The 13,195-nt window shown below is 62.8% G+C and carries 11 protein-coding genes; 4 read left to right on the top strand and 7 right to left on the bottom strand.

What is annotated here, in order from left to right; translation table 11 throughout:
• Positions 1 to 7: 7 nt before the first annotated feature.
• The 5 genes from rodA to ABMC89_RS16975 form a co-directional block, all read right to left on the bottom strand.
• Positions 8 to 1,147 carry a rod shape-determining protein RodA gene (gene rodA, locus ABMC89_RS16995; RefSeq protein WP_349570043.1) on the bottom strand — a complete coding sequence of 380 codons (1,140 nt, stop codon included), beginning with the start codon at positions 1,145 to 1,147 and terminating at the stop codon, positions 8 to 10.
• Positions 1,144 to 3,066, bottom strand: coding sequence for a penicillin-binding protein 2 (mrdA, locus tag ABMC89_RS16990; protein ID WP_349570041.1), 1,923 nt, complete (start codon positions 3,064 to 3,066; stop codon positions 1,144 to 1,146). The genes rodA and mrdA overlap by 4 nt, the downstream gene beginning before the upstream one ends.
• A 16-nt stretch (positions 3,067 to 3,082) precedes the next feature.
• Positions 3,083 to 3,715 carry a rod shape-determining protein MreD gene (locus tag ABMC89_RS16985; RefSeq protein ID WP_349570038.1) on the bottom strand — a complete coding sequence of 211 codons (633 nt, stop codon included), beginning with the start codon at positions 3,713 to 3,715 and terminating at the stop codon, positions 3,083 to 3,085.
• Between the two features lie 2 nt (positions 3,716 to 3,717).
• Entirely contained in the window at positions 3,718 to 4,629 is a 912-nt protein-coding gene (gene mreC, locus ABMC89_RS16980) for a rod shape-determining protein MreC (RefSeq protein WP_349570036.1), read from the bottom strand.
• A 109-nt stretch (positions 4,630 to 4,738) separates the two neighbouring features.
• The gene (locus tag ABMC89_RS16975; RefSeq protein WP_349570034.1) at positions 4,739 to 5,785 is read right to left on the bottom strand and encodes a rod shape-determining protein; all 1,047 of its coding nucleotides are present in this window, start codon (positions 5,783 to 5,785) and stop codon (positions 4,739 to 4,741) included.
• Positions 5,786 to 5,985: 200 nt separating this feature from the next.
• Here ABMC89_RS16975 and ABMC89_RS16970 point away from each other — a divergent pair, with 200 nt between their 5' ends.
• On the top strand, positions 5,986 to 6,570 hold the full coding sequence (locus ABMC89_RS16970; RefSeq protein WP_349570032.1) for a VOC family protein: 585 nt from the start codon (positions 5,986 to 5,988) through the stop codon (positions 6,568 to 6,570).
• Positions 6,571 to 6,722: 152 nt separating this feature from the next.
• Positions 6,723 to 7,586, top strand: coding sequence for a porin (locus tag ABMC89_RS16965; RefSeq protein ID WP_349570030.1), 864 nt, complete (start codon positions 6,723 to 6,725; stop codon positions 7,584 to 7,586).
• 87 nt (positions 7,587 to 7,673) lie between these two features.
• On the opposite strand, the gene ABMC89_RS16960 is transcribed toward ABMC89_RS16965, so the two are convergent.
• Entirely contained in the window at positions 7,674 to 9,239 is a 1,566-nt protein-coding gene (locus ABMC89_RS16960) for a 2-isopropylmalate synthase (protein WP_349570028.1), read from the bottom strand.
• A gap of 323 nt (positions 9,240 to 9,562) precedes the next feature.
• Here ABMC89_RS16960 and ABMC89_RS16955 point away from each other — a divergent pair, with 323 nt between their 5' ends.
• A complete protein-coding gene (locus ABMC89_RS16955) occupies positions 9,563 to 10,228 on the top strand; it encodes an SDR family NAD(P)-dependent oxidoreductase (protein ID WP_349570026.1) in 666 nt (221 codons plus the stop codon).
• Entirely contained in the window at positions 10,225 to 11,751 is a 1,527-nt protein-coding gene (locus ABMC89_RS16950) for a cryptochrome/photolyase family protein (protein ID WP_349570024.1), read from the top strand. Before ABMC89_RS16955 ends, ABMC89_RS16950 begins: the two co-directional genes overlap by 4 nt.
• On the opposite strand, the gene ABMC89_RS16945 is transcribed toward ABMC89_RS16950, so the two are convergent.
• Positions 11,748 to 13,169, bottom strand: a complete 1,422-nt coding sequence (locus ABMC89_RS16945) for a tetratricopeptide repeat-containing sulfotransferase family protein (protein WP_349570022.1) — start codon at positions 13,167 to 13,169, stop codon at positions 11,748 to 11,750. The two genes, ABMC89_RS16950 and ABMC89_RS16945, sit on opposite strands and share 4 nt — an antisense overlap.
• Positions 13,170 to 13,195 lie beyond the last annotated feature (26 nt).

Here is a 13,195-nt window from a genome sequence, read left to right as displayed (position 1 = left end):
GGGGGGATTACCTTGGCCTGTGAACATGCGCGGATTGAACCAGCCCGAAGGCCAGCAGAAGAACAAGCATCGCCGATCCGCCGTAGCTGACCAGCGGCAGCGGCACACCGACGACGGGCGCAAGGCCCATGACCATCGACATGTTAACCGCGAAGAACAGAAAGAAGTTGAGCGCGATCCCGAGGATCAGCAACGAGGAAAACCTGTCCTTGTTCATGATCGCCGACACCACGCAGAAGATGATGATCAGCGCGTAGAGCAGCAGCAACGACACGCCACCGATAAAGCCGAATTCCTCGGCAAGGGTGGTGAAGATGAAATCGGTGTGTTTCTCGGGAAGGAAATTCAGTCGCGACTGGGTGCCTTGCATGAAGCCGCGCCCGGTCCATCCTCCGGACCCCAGTGCGATTTTCGACTGCGTGATGTGATAGCCCGCGCCCAGAGGGTCCGAGCTGGGGTCAAGAAAGGTGTCGATGCGGCGGAACTGATAGTCCTTGATCATCTGCCACGGGGTGCCGCGCGACTGGAACACCGCAGCTATCAGCCCCGCAGCGGCGGCCACGACAGTCGCGAAATAGGCCCAGTGAACGCCCGCCAGAAACATCAGGCCGCCGCCAGCCGTCAGCAGAAGGATCGCTGTCCCGAGGTCGGGTTGCTTGAGCACCAGCGCCGTCGGCAGAAGGATGATGAAAACCGGCAAAAGCACCCACAGCGGACGCGATGTTTTCCGCGCCGGCAGCCAGTCGTAGTAGGCGGCCAGAAACATCACCAGCGTGATCTTGGTCAGCTCGGACGGTTGCAGACGCATGAACCCCAGATCGATCCAGCGCTGCGCACCCATCCCGACCGAGCCAAAGAACTCCACGGCGATCAACAGCATGATCGAGACGCCGTAGGCGACACCGGCAAGGTTGCGCCACATCCAGATCGGCACCAGCCCCACAGCGATCATCAGCGCGACCCCCAGACCGAAACGCTTCATCTGTGGCGCGGCCCAAGGATCGAAGGTGCCGCCGGCCACCGAATAAAGCATCAGAAAACCGGTTCCCGATACGGCACAGAGCAGCAGGATCACCGGCCAGTTCAGGTACAGGATCTTCCGAAATCCGCTGGGAACGGATTTTACCGTATGCTCCAGATAGCTCATGCCTGATCCTTGCCCTTGTTGATCCGCGCCTGCGGCTGGACATCGCGAAGCCGCTCCTGCTGGGCGCCGATGCTTTCGCGGTCGGCTGTCGGATAGGCATCGAGCGGCGGCTCGCCGTCGTAGAGCGCCTGCAACATGGCGTCGCGTGCAATGGGGGCCGCGGCGGTCGATCCGCCGCCGCCGTGTTCAACCAGCACCGCGCAGGCATAGCGCGGCGCTTCGAAGGGGGCGAAGGCGACAAAGAGCGCGTGGTCGCGCTGTTCCCATGGCACCTCGTTGTTGTTCACCACGGCCGAGCGGACCTGGCTGGTTCCTGTCTTGCCCGCCATCCGCATGCCTTCGGCGATGATGCGGCTGCGGTACGCCGTGCCGCGCCGGTCGTTGACCACGGCATACATCGCGCGGCGCATCCGGCGCAGATTGTTTTCGTTCATGTTCAGCGGTCCACCCCCGCGCACCGGCTGTTCAACACCGTTGACGGATTTGACGAGACGCGGAGCAATCTCGCGCCCCGTGGCGATGCGCGCGGCCATCACGGCCAACTGCATGGGCGACGCCAGCATGAAACCCTGCCCGATCGACGCGTTCACAGTATCGCCGATCACCCATGGCTCGCCGCGCTGGCGCAGCTTCCAGTCCTTTGTAGGGGTCAGGCCCGAATTGACCGAGCTGAGCGAGATTTCGTGCTTGATGCCAAGGCCGAAGCGGTTCGCCATCGCCGAGATCTTTTCGATGCCGACCTTCAGGGCGAGATCGTAGTAATACACATCGCAGGACCTTTTGAGCGATGTTTCGAGATCGACCCAGCCGTGACCGGCGCGTTTCCAGCAATGGAACCGACGGCCACCGATCTCCAGATGGCCGGGGCAATAGACCGTCTCGTCGGGGCCGATGATGCCTTCCTCGATGGCGGCCATGGCGGTCATCATCTTGAAGGTCGATCCGGGCGGGTAGGCGCCCTGCACGGTCTTGTTGACCAGCGGACGGTATTTCGAGTTCAGAAGCGGGTCGTAATCCTTTGACGAGATGCCACCGATGAACAGGTTGGGATCGTAGGACGGTGCAGAGGCATTGGCGACGATATCGCCCTTCTCGCAATCTATGATAACGACTGCCGCGCTTTCGCCCTGCAAACGCGCCTGAACGTAGTTCTGAAGCTTTGCGTCGATGGTCAATTGCAGGTCGGCACCGGACTGTCCTTCGCGCCGTTCCAACTCGCGCATGACGCGGCCCGTGGCGTTGACCTCTACCTGCTTGGTGCCCGCGCTGCCGCGCAGCAGGCTTTCCTCGCGCGCCTCCACGTTGATTTTGCCGATCTGGAAGCGGGGAATGCGCAGCACCGCGTCAGGATCTTCCAGTGCGTCCAGATCCTTCTGGCTGACGCGCCCGACACGGCCGACCACATGGGCAAGGTCCGATCCACGGGGATAGACGCGGGTCGATCCGACTTCGGGTGATACCCCGGGCAGGGCGGGCGCGTTGACCGAAATGGCGCTGACCGCCTCCCAGCTTACGTCCTCGGCGATGGTGACGGGCAGAAACGGCGCCGAGCGGTTCAACTCGGCCAGCGCGCTGTTGCGCTGCTCGTCGGTCAGGTCGATCAGCTGTGCCACCCGGTCGAGCACGGCTTCCACGTCGCCTGCATCCTCGCGCACGATGACGATGCGATAGCTCGGGACGTTCTGCGCCAGCTGAACACCGTTGCGGTCGAAAATCTCTCCGCGTTTCGGCGGGATCAGGCGAATGTTGATGCGGTTTTCTTCCGCCAGAAGACGGAATTGGTCGGCCTGATCAACTTGAAGATACCGCATCCGCGCGGCGAGCCCGCCCATGAACAGCAGCTGCGCCCCGCCCAGCAGCGCGGCGCGGCGGCTGAGCTTGGCGTGGGTCGCTTCCTTTTCGGCTCTGCTGCGTTTCATCGCGGAAAATCCTTCGTCATGCCCGCTGTCCCAGCGCGTCGAGTTCGCCGGGCGCGGATTTGCGCACGCCCATCAACCAATGGGTGACGGCAACCACAAGGGGATAGATTGCCACGGTCACGCCGAATTCGATCAGGTTCAGGCCCAGCGGCGGCGGGGTCACCAGAAGGAAGATTAACACGATCCGGTTGGCGATCAAAAGCATCGCGAGCAGGAGTGCGACAGCCAGCCATTCGGCGCCAAATGTACCGTCGCGCAAAGCGCGCCCGCGCGATTTCAGGTTCTCGCAGGCCAGCAGCGCCATCAGCGCCCACAGACCCGGCGGCCGCTGCAACAGCAGATCGGCCAGGAGGAACACCAGCGCAAGCGACACGGCAGGCACATATTCGGGCCGCCGCAGCGACCATGCGAAGGCGAAACAGATCAGCAGGTCGGGGGCCACGAATATCCGGGTCTTGCCCTGATCGAGCAGCGCCCGCAGCCGCGCCTCGGCGGGATCGATCTGGGCCAGCGGTGGCGACAGTTCGGGCGCGAACAGACCGACGGGCTGCGTATCGATCGGCAAAAGGTAGAAAAACATCAGCACCAGCGCGAGGGCCACGAATGCCGCACGCATGAACCACAGACGGAAGGGGGACATCTCGTCCATCTTCACTCCGTCTCGGTCGGGGGGGTGTCGCCGGTGGCGGTTTGCGCGGTGTCCAGATTGTCCGTGATAATGGAAGGCGTGTCAGACACACGGTCGGTGCCGTGGTGGCGCAGCACCTTGAGAAACTCCAGACGCTCGAAATCGGCGGCAAGGCGGACGCGCAGGCGCCCCCCCGGATCGGCGGCGACCTGACCGATCAGCAGATCCGCGGGAAAGACACCCCCATCGCCTGAACTGATGATGCGGTCGCCGGGGCGAACCAGATCGGGGTTTTCCAAAAAATCGATCGGCGGTGCGCCGGTGTTATCGCCCGCGACGATGGCGCGCTGGCCCGACGGCTGGATCACCGCCGGAATGCGGCTCGACGCGTCCGTCAGAAGGATCACGCGGGAGGTATTTTCGCCCACACCGGATATGCGCCCGACCAGACCGATCCCGTCCATCGTGGCCCAGCCTTCGACGATCCCGTCGCGCGCGCCGACGTTCAGCAGCACGGACTGCCGGTAGGGCGATCCGCTGTCGGCCATGACGACGCCGGTGATCTTGGTCAGTCGCGGATCCAGCCGTACCTTGTTGAGGTCGAGCAGGCGGGCGTTCTCCTGCTCGAGTTGCAGGGCGGCCTCTTTCCACGTCTGCATACGGCGCAATTCCGACCGCAGTTCCTGGTTTTGCTCGGCCAGCCGCTGGTAGCTCTGGAAATCGCGCAGCAGGTTGACGGTGCCGGTCACCGGCACCATTGCCCAGTCGAGGTTGGGCATCAGCTGGTCGGTGATCTGGGCGCGGAACCGCTCCACGCGGGGGCTGTCGATGCGCCACAGGATGAAAATGCCCGCCAGCAGCAGAACCAGAACAGCCAGAAGCAACCGCCTGAGCGGTCCCGAGTAGTCCTGAGCGTTCGAGCGGTCTCTGGCCATTGTGCTCTACGTCGTCTCCGAATGCCGCGTGCCGCCGGGGCTGGCCCGGGATCGTTTTCGCGACCTGCCACCGGTCCAGAGACGGTCGGGACCGGCGGCGCGTCTGGTATCAGCTGTCGTAGTCGATAGCGTGGCGCAACTGCTTCTCGTACTCAAGCGCCTTGCCGGTGCCGAGAGCCACGCAATTGAGGGATTCGTCCGCGATGGATACCGCAAGGCCGGTCTGTTCGCGCAAGGCGAGGTCCAGATCCCCCAGAAGCGCCCCGCCGCCCGTCAGCATCACGCCACGGTCGACGATATCCGCGGCAAGATCGGGGGGCGTGGTTTCCAGCGCGGTCATCACCGCTTCGCAGATCTGTTGCACGGGTTCGGCCAGTGCCTCGGCAATCTGCGCCTGCGTCACTTCGATTTCCTTTGGAACGCCGTTCAGCAGGTCGCGCCCGCGGATCTGCATCGAGGTGCCGCGCCCGTCGTCGGGCATCCGCGCGGTGCCGATGGATGTCTTGATCCGCTCGGCTGTCGTTTCGCCGACCAGAAGGTTCTGCTGGCGGCGCAGGTAGCTGACGATCGCCTCGTCCATCCGGTCCCCGCCGACGCGCACCGACCGGGCATAGACGATATCGCCAAGGCTCAGCACCGCGACTTCGGTGGTCCCGCCGCCGATGTCGACGACCATGTTGCCCGTCGGATCGGTGATCGGCATGCCTGCACCGATTGCCGCGGCAATCGGTTCGGCGATCAGACCGGCGCGGCGCGCGCCCGCGCGCAGGACCGACTCGCGGATCGCGCGTTTTTCCACCGGGGTCGCCCCGTGCGGCACGCAGACGATGATCTTGGGTTTGGAAAAGGTCGACCGTTTGTGCACCTTGCGGATGAAGTGCTTGATCATTTCTTCGGCCGTGTCGAAGTCGGCGATCACCCCTTCGCGCATCGGGCGGATCGCCTCGATGCTGCCGGGGGTCCGGCCCAGCATCAGCTTGGCGTCTTCGCCAACGGCCAGCACCTTCTTCACGCCGTCCTTGACGTGGTAGGCAACCACGGAAGGCTCGCTCAGGATGATACCGCGGCCTTTCACGTAAACCAGCGTGTTAGCTGTGCCCAGATCGATTGCAATGTCGGAAGAAAAGAGACCGCGGATATTTCCAAAGATCGACATAGCCGGTTGCATCCTGAATGGCTCGTGAGAGCGTTAAAACACTTTGGCCCGCGACTCCCGAAAGGGCGCAGGCTGCGCGTCTTATAGGGGGATGCAGACATGGGTTAAAGGGGGGTGAGGTCAAGGCTCGGCATCTTATCGCTACCGAACTATACTCTAGGACAGAGACTTGGAATTAGCGATCAACAAAAGGCGGGACGATGAAGAAAATCCAGACACTCGGTGTGCATCACATCACTCTTACAGGGGCCGACCGGCAATCCAGTATCGACTTCTGGGAAGGAACGCTGGGGATGCCGTTTCTGTTCGATCAGCCCAACCTCGACGATCCCGACGAGGGGCATCTGTATTTCGATCCCGGTGACGGGCGGCTGATCACGATCTTTACCAACGAGGCACGCAAACCGGTCTATGACCGCACGCCGATGGATCCGGGCTGTGTGCATCACATCGCGTTCGAGGTGGACCGCGCGATGTTCGATCAGGTGCTGGAGCGGCTGGAAAGCCGCGGCGTCGGCAACTCGGGTGTCAAGGACCGCGGCTTCATGCATTCGATCTATTTCAAGGACCCGCTGGGGCTGTTGATCGAACTGGCCTGCTACACCTTCATCCCGCCGCGCGGCAGCAGCCACGCGGAAGTCATGCTGGAGGCGCACAAGCTGCGCGTCGCACGCGGCGACAAGGCAATCATGCGCGAACATCTCGCCGATGCCAGCGTGATGATCGTTGAACGCTCGCAGCGGTCGCTGTCTGATGACCGCGAGGCGAAGAACCCGTACCGCTAGTCGCCGGCGGGTGGGGCGCGCGGCTTGTTGCGTGCTGGCAACGCTTTGGCGCGATGTGGAATAGCTGCGCGGCAGCTATTCCACTTTTGCGTGTCTCCGTCATAACCGGGGCAAGCTGTTAAACAGCACCTGTTAATTATTGAGGTCCAGACATGCTTCGCAAAATTCTTCTCACAACGATCCTCTGCGGGTCTGCATCGGCCGCTGCTGCGGAACTTACCTATGGTGCGGCATTTGCAAAGTATCACGATATTGACGCCGGCAGCGCCGGTTCGGCGGATGTCAAAACCTTCGGTGGCGCGGCTGAATATCGCACCGGGAACCTGACGTTCTCGGGCGAACTGGGACGCGTGGACATCGAAGGGATCGATCTGGATTTCGCGACGCTGGGTGTCGGCTATACGCTGGCAAACGGCATCACCTTGGGTCTTGACCACGCTGAATTCGATCTGCTGGGCGACGATGCCGGCGTTACCTCTGTCTACGCGATGTACAGCGTGTTGAACTATACGCTGGGCCTTTCGATCGGGGAGGCTTCCGAGCTGGACGAGACCGTCTATTCGGTATTCGGCGCGTGGGACGTGACAGAGGGCGGCACCGTTGGGCTCGATATCGTTCAAATCGACGGCGACACATTGTTTGCAGGCTACGCCGATTATGATCTGAGCCAGTATTCGGTTCAGGCCGATCTGCTTTCGAGCGACGGGCTGGATCTGTTCGGGGTCGCGGGGAAATACGAGCTGGGCAACGGCTTCGCGGTGATTGCATCGCTCGGAGCCTTCGATCTTGATGGTCTCGGCGGTAAGGCGGTCAATATCGGTGCGCAGTACGAGTTCACGCCGGGTGCGAATGTCGAGCTGGCCCTGGGCCGGATCGATGTCGATGGTGCGGATACGATAGACCAGGCCACATTCGGCGTCAGCTACGAACTGGGCCGCCGGACCTCACAGCGCAGGTCGGTTGCGAATATCTTCAGCGGCGCGACGGGATCTGTCATCGGCCTCACCGATTTTTGACAGGCGCCAGAAAGCGCCGGAAAGCGCCGGAAATGAAAAGGCCCCGTGATCGTTCACGGGGCCTTTTGTTGTCCGGGTGGAAAGCACTCAGCTGACGACCTTGTAGCTGACTTCGCGCTGGTCGGTGCCGCCCTTTTTGCGGCGCACCAGCAGGCGGTTCAGCGCGTGAATATAGGCGCGGGCCGAGGCGACCACGGTATCGGTGTCCGCCGATTGGCCGGTCACGATGCGCCCTTCTTCTTCCATGCGCACCGATACGGTCGCCTGTGCATCCGTCCCTTCGGTCACGGCGGCAACTTGATAGAGTTGCAGCCGCGCGCTGTGCTCGACAAGCGCCTTGATGCATTTGAACGATGCGTCCACGGGACCGTCGCCCGACTGTTCGGTGCTGAGTTCCTGCCCGTCGACGATCAGGGTCATGCGCGCCTCGTTCGGGCCGTCGGTGCCGCAGGTTACATGCATCGACTTCAGCTTGATCCGGTCCGCTTCGGGGTCGGTCGCGGTGCGCATCAGCGCGATGAGATCCTCGTCGTAGATCTCCTTCTTGCGATCGGCGAGCTCCTTGAACCGCACGAAAACATCCTTGAGCTGGTTGTCCCCCAGTTCGTACCCGAGGTTTTCCAGCTTCGAGCGCAGCGCGGCGCGGCCCGAATGCTTGCCCATGACGATATTGGTTTCCGTCAGGCCGACATCCTCGGGGCGCATGATCTCGAAGGTTTCGGCATTCTTGAGCATGCCGTCCTGGTGGATGCCGGATTCATGGGCAAAGGCGTTCTTGCCCACGATGGCCTTGTTGTACTGCACGGCAAAGCCCGACACCGTGGCCACACGGCGCGAGATGTTCATGATCTTGGTGCTGTCGACGCCGGTCTGGAAGGGCATGATGTCGTTGCGCACCTTCATGGCCATAACGACCTCTTCCAGCGCGGTATTGCCGGCGCGTTCACCGAGGCCGTTGATCGTGCATTCGATCTGCCGCGCGCCCGCTTCGACGGCGGCAAGGCTGTTGGCCGTCGCCATGCCCAGATCGTTGTGGCAATGGGTGGCGAAGATGATTTCGTCGGCGCCGGGCACGTTCTCGATCAGCTTGGCGATCAGGTCGGCGCTTTCGCGCGGCGCGGTGTAGCCGACGGTATCGGGAATGTTGATCGTGGTCGCCCCCGCCTTGATCGCGATTTCGACGACCCGGTAGAGGTAGTCGAGTTCCGTGCGCGTGGCGTCCATGGGCGACCATTGCACGTTGTCGCACAGGTTGCGCGCGCGGCTGACCGTCTCGTGGATACGCTCGGCCATTTCATCCTGCGTCAGGTTCGGGATCGCGCGGTGCAGCGGCGAGGTGCCGATAAAGGTGTGGATGCGGGGACGGCGCGCGTGTTTCACAGCCTCCCAGCAGCGGTCGATGTCGGGCAGTTGCGCGCGGGCAAGCCCGCAGATCACGGCGTTTTGCGACTGGCGAGCGATTTCGGAAACGGCAGCGAAATCGCCTTCGGAGGCGATCGGAAATCCCGCTTCGATGATGTCGACACCCATTTCATCGAGAAGCTGGGCGATTTCCAGCTTTTCGCCGTGGGTCATGGTTGCACCGGGCGACTGTTCGCCATCGCGCAACGTGGTGTCGAAGATCAAGACGCGGTCCTGTGGTTTGTCTGTCATGGGTCTGGCTTTCGGTTTGTCTGCTGTTGAAGTCTTTGGCGCGCGGCACGGATCCTCTGAGCGGTCGCGCCTGACGGCACGCTCAGAGGCGGCTTAGCAGCAGACGGATGCGCAGCGGACGCGCGCAGGCGCGTGCGAAAGGGGGGATATGTGCTGCGGTCAACATGCAGCCATTTATAACGGGCGGTTTGCGGATGGGAAGGGGAAAGACGAGTCTTTTATGGTCTGCCTGCCCAAGAGGCAGGCAGACATGAGTTTAGGGGCAAAATGGAGAAACGGCGAAGCCTGTTGAAGCGGGCGGGGTGCGATCTATCTGCGCAGGCATGAAAGAGATTTTGGTGATTGGAGCGTCGGGGGGTATCGGTTCGGCCCTGTCGAAGGCGCTGGAGGCGCGTGGCACCCGGGTGACCGGGCTGTCGCGGTCGGTGGACGGGCTGGATGTGACCGACGAGGCATCCGTCGATCGTCATCTGGGCGCATTGGAGCGCACTTTCGACGGAATACTGGTGACCACCGGCGCGCTGGAGATTGACGGGGCGGAGCCGGAAAAGACAATCAAGGCGGTGACCGCGCGGGCGATGGCCGACCAGTTCGCGGTCAATGCCATCGGGCCTGCGCTGATCCTGCGGCACGCGCAGCGCCTGTTGCCGCGCGAGGGGCGATCAGTGATGGCCGTCCTGACCGCGCGGGTGGGGTCGATCGGGGACAACCGGATTGGCGGCTGGACCAGCTACCGCGCCGCCAAGGCAGCCGCGAACCAGATCGTTCATACCACCGCGATCGAGCTTGCGCGCACCCACGCCGAGGCGATCTGCGTCGCGCTTCACCCCGGGACGGTCGCGACGCCGTTCACCGAAAAGTACCTTGGCCGCCATCCGTCGGTACCGCCCGACGAGGCTGCGCAGAATATGCTGGCTGTGCTCGACGGTCTGACGGCCGAGGACACCGGTGGTTTCTTTGACTGGGCGGGCAAGAGGGTGGTCTGGTGAGCCGGCTGGTCCTGGTTCTGGGCGACCAGCTGTCGCGGGATTTGAGCGCGCTCAGGAAGGCGGACAAATCCGAAGATACTGTGGTGATGGCCGAGGTGCGCGAAGAGGCGACCTATGTGCGGCACCATCCCAAGAAGATCGCGCTGATCTTTGCCGCGATGCGCAAATTCGCCACCACACTGGAGAACGACGGCTGGCGCGTTCTCTATACCCGGCTGGACGATCCCGACAACGCGGGGTCCATCGTCGGAGAGCTGTTGCGACGCGCCGAGCAAACCGATGCGGCAGGGGTGATCAGTACCGAGCCGGGCGAGTGGCGGCTCATCAACAAGCTCAACCACGCGCCGATCAAGACGCATATCCTCAACGACGACCGCTTTCTGGCCTCGCATCAGGATTTCGAGGATTGGGCCGAGGGCCGCAAGGCGCTGCGGATGGAATATTTCTACCGCGAAATGCGCAAGCGGACGGGCCTTTTGATGGAGGGCGAGGAGCCCGCTGGCGGGCAGTGGAATTTCGACCATGACAACCGCAAGCCGGCACCGGGTGACATCGACCCCAAGGGCCCCCTGACCTTCGAGCCCGACAATGTGACCGCAGATGTTCTTGCACTGGTCGAGGAAGAATTCGGCGACCATTTCGGCACGCTGCGCCCGTTTACTTTCGCGACCACACGCGATGAGGCGCTGAAAGCGCTGGGCCATTTCGTAGAGCATTCGCTGCCCACATTCGGCGATTATCAGGACGCCATGGTGAGCGGCGAACCCTTCATGTTTCACGCGATCCTGTCCGCCTATATCAACCTCGGCCTGCTGGGGCCGCTGGAAGTCTGCAAAGCCGCAGAGCGGGCTTATGACGAGGGGAATGCGCCGATCAATGCCGTCGAGGGTTTCATCCGGCAGATCATCGGCTGGCGCGAATACGTGCGGGGTATCTATTTTCTGGAGGGGCCGGATTATGCCTCGCGCAACCGGCTGGACCAGACGCGCGACCTGCCCGACATGTACTGGGGCGGGGACACCAAGATGGCCTGCATGAAGGCCGCCGTGTCGCAGACGCAGGAACATGCCTATGCCCACCATATCCAGCGATTGATGGTGACCGGCAACTTCGCCTTGCTTGCGGGGATCAATCCGCAGCAGGTTGCCGAGTGGTATCTGGAAGTCTACGCGGATGCCTATGAATGGGTCGAGGCGCCGAATGTCGTCGGGATGAGCCAGTTCGCCGATGGCGGCGTCATCGCTTCCAAGCCCTATGTTTCCTCGGGGTCGTACATCAACCGGATGTCCGACTACTGCAAGGGCTGCGATTACAGCGTCTCGAAGAAGACCGGCGAGGGGGCCTGTCCGTTCAATACGCTCTACTGGCATTTCCTCGACCGGCACAGAGAGCGGTTTTCTGACAATCCGCGCATGGGCCAGATGTACAGCACTTGGGACCGTATGGACGAAGACCGGCGCAAGACCGTGCTGGCGGACGGGCAAGCAGTGCTGGACCGGTTGGATGCGGGCAAGATCGTCTAGCCCGCTGCGGCGGTGTCCTTTGCAGCCCAGTCTTCGATCCACTTCTGCCCGCCCAATGCCTGAACCAGCGGTGCAAGCTCGGCCTCGAAGCGGTGCCATTTCCCCAGACCGTCGTCGTTGATGGCGCTGCGTACCTGAAGGAACGATGCCGTGTTCACCGCGCCGGTCCTGTCCTGCGGGGCAAGACACCTGTCATCCCACGCGAGGCCGAGATGGTCGAGCATCGCGCGGATCTGTGTCTCTGGCGAGGTCACGAGAGCCCTGAAGGACTGCCAGCGGAACGCTTGCCCCAGCTTGCTCTGGTAATCCCCGGCGGAGGTGAACACCGTGCGGGTCATGTGGCCGATCGTGGCCAGTGACTTGGAAAAGGGATGGGGGGCGGCGTAATTGGTGGTGAAATTCGACAGCCCCACATCAAGAGGATGACGCGACATGAAGACGAAGCGCGCATCCGGCAGGATTGCACGAGCAAAGCCTGCCTCGAAAAGGTTGAGTGGTGTCTTGTCGACGATCACCTCCGGAAACTCTCCGACATGTTTTTGCGCGCAGCGGTCGAGAAACGTCTGGGCCAGAGTGCTGGCAAGCTCGGGCGTGATCGCGTCCATCCAGTCCCAGCCACGTTTCTGGCCGGTGCGGTGCCGGCACAGGCGCATGCAGTCTTGCAAGGCGATGCTTTCGCCGATGGTCGTGACCTGCGGATGGCGGGTCAGGATGCTTTCCACGAGGGTCGTGCCCGAACGCGGCATCCCGACGACAAAGACGAAACGGTGCGGAAGTGGTTTCGCGGTTAGGCGCAACAGGTCGGGATGATAGCGCTCGCGCTGTTCGGCGACGAACTCGTCGGCGGCGGTGGTGTCGTAGCGGCCGGGTTTATGGGCCTTGGCGCGGGCAAAGTGGTGAAAGGCTGCCTTGGTATTGCCTGCGGCCTGTTCGATCAGGCCCAGCGTATTGCTGGCGATGGCGCGATCGTTGGGGGTCGCTTTGGCCGATCTGGCGATATCGCGCAGATGGGCCATTTGACGGCTGTCGCGCGCAAGCGGTGCGACGCGATTGAGCGCTGCCAGCGCCCGCGCATCGCGCGGCGAGAGGGAGAGCGCGCGGCGGAACGCGGATTGCGCACGCTCGCGATCGCCCGTGGAAAGCGCCATGGCCCCCAGCCGACCCCATGTCGCGGCGTCCCCGCCGCCATCAGTCGCGGCCAGTTCGACAAGTTGCAAGGCCGTCTGCGCATCGCCGAGTTCCCAGTAGCAGGTGGCCATATCGTCAAGCAGTCGCGTGTCGGGCGGCATGGACCGGTAGGTACGCTGGAGCAACGTCAGCGCGTGTTTGTAGGCACGCTGGTCGAGCAAACCGGCCACGGTGGGCCGGATCGCATCATAGGGTGCCGTGCCGTCCTGCGCCGGTTGAGGTCGTGCCATCTGTCGCTCCTCTTACAATGCCTCCG

It is taken from the genome of Sulfitobacter sp. HNIBRBA3233, from assembly GCF_040149665.1.
GTDB classification, from domain to species: domain Bacteria; phylum Pseudomonadota; class Alphaproteobacteria; order Rhodobacterales; family Rhodobacteraceae; genus Sulfitobacter; species Sulfitobacter marinivivus.
This window is presented reverse-complemented; position numbering and strand designations above follow the sequence as displayed.

Coding starts and splice junctions, on each gene's coding strand:
- rodA (WP_349570043.1), bottom strand. CDS start 1,147: ATGAGCTATCTGGAGCATACGGTAAAATCCGTTCCCAGCGGATTTCGG.
- mrdA (WP_349570041.1), bottom strand. CDS start 3,066: ATGAAACGCAGCAGAGCCGAAAAGGAAGCGACCCACGCCAAGCTCAGC.
- ABMC89_RS16985 (WP_349570038.1), bottom strand. CDS start 3,715: ATGGACGAGATGTCCCCCTTCCGTCTGTGGTTCATGCGTGCGGCATTC.
- mreC (WP_349570036.1), bottom strand. CDS start 4,629: ATGGCCAGAGACCGCTCGAACGCTCAGGACTACTCGGGACCGCTCAGG.
- ABMC89_RS16975 (WP_349570034.1), bottom strand. CDS start 5,785: ATGTCGATCTTTGGAAATATCCGCGGTCTCTTTTCTTCCGACATTGCA.
- ABMC89_RS16970 (WP_349570032.1), top strand. CDS start 5,986: ATGAAGAAAATCCAGACACTCGGTGTGCATCACATCACTCTTACAGGG.
- ABMC89_RS16965 (WP_349570030.1), top strand. CDS start 6,723: ATGCTTCGCAAAATTCTTCTCACAACGATCCTCTGCGGGTCTGCATCG.
- ABMC89_RS16960 (WP_349570028.1), bottom strand. CDS start 9,239: ATGACAGACAAACCACAGGACCGCGTCTTGATCTTCGACACCACGTTG.
- ABMC89_RS16955 (WP_349570026.1), top strand. CDS start 9,563: ATGAAAGAGATTTTGGTGATTGGAGCGTCGGGGGGTATCGGTTCGGCC.
- ABMC89_RS16945 (WP_349570022.1), bottom strand. CDS start 13,169: ATGGCACGACCTCAACCGGCGCAGGACGGCACGGCACCCTATGATGCG.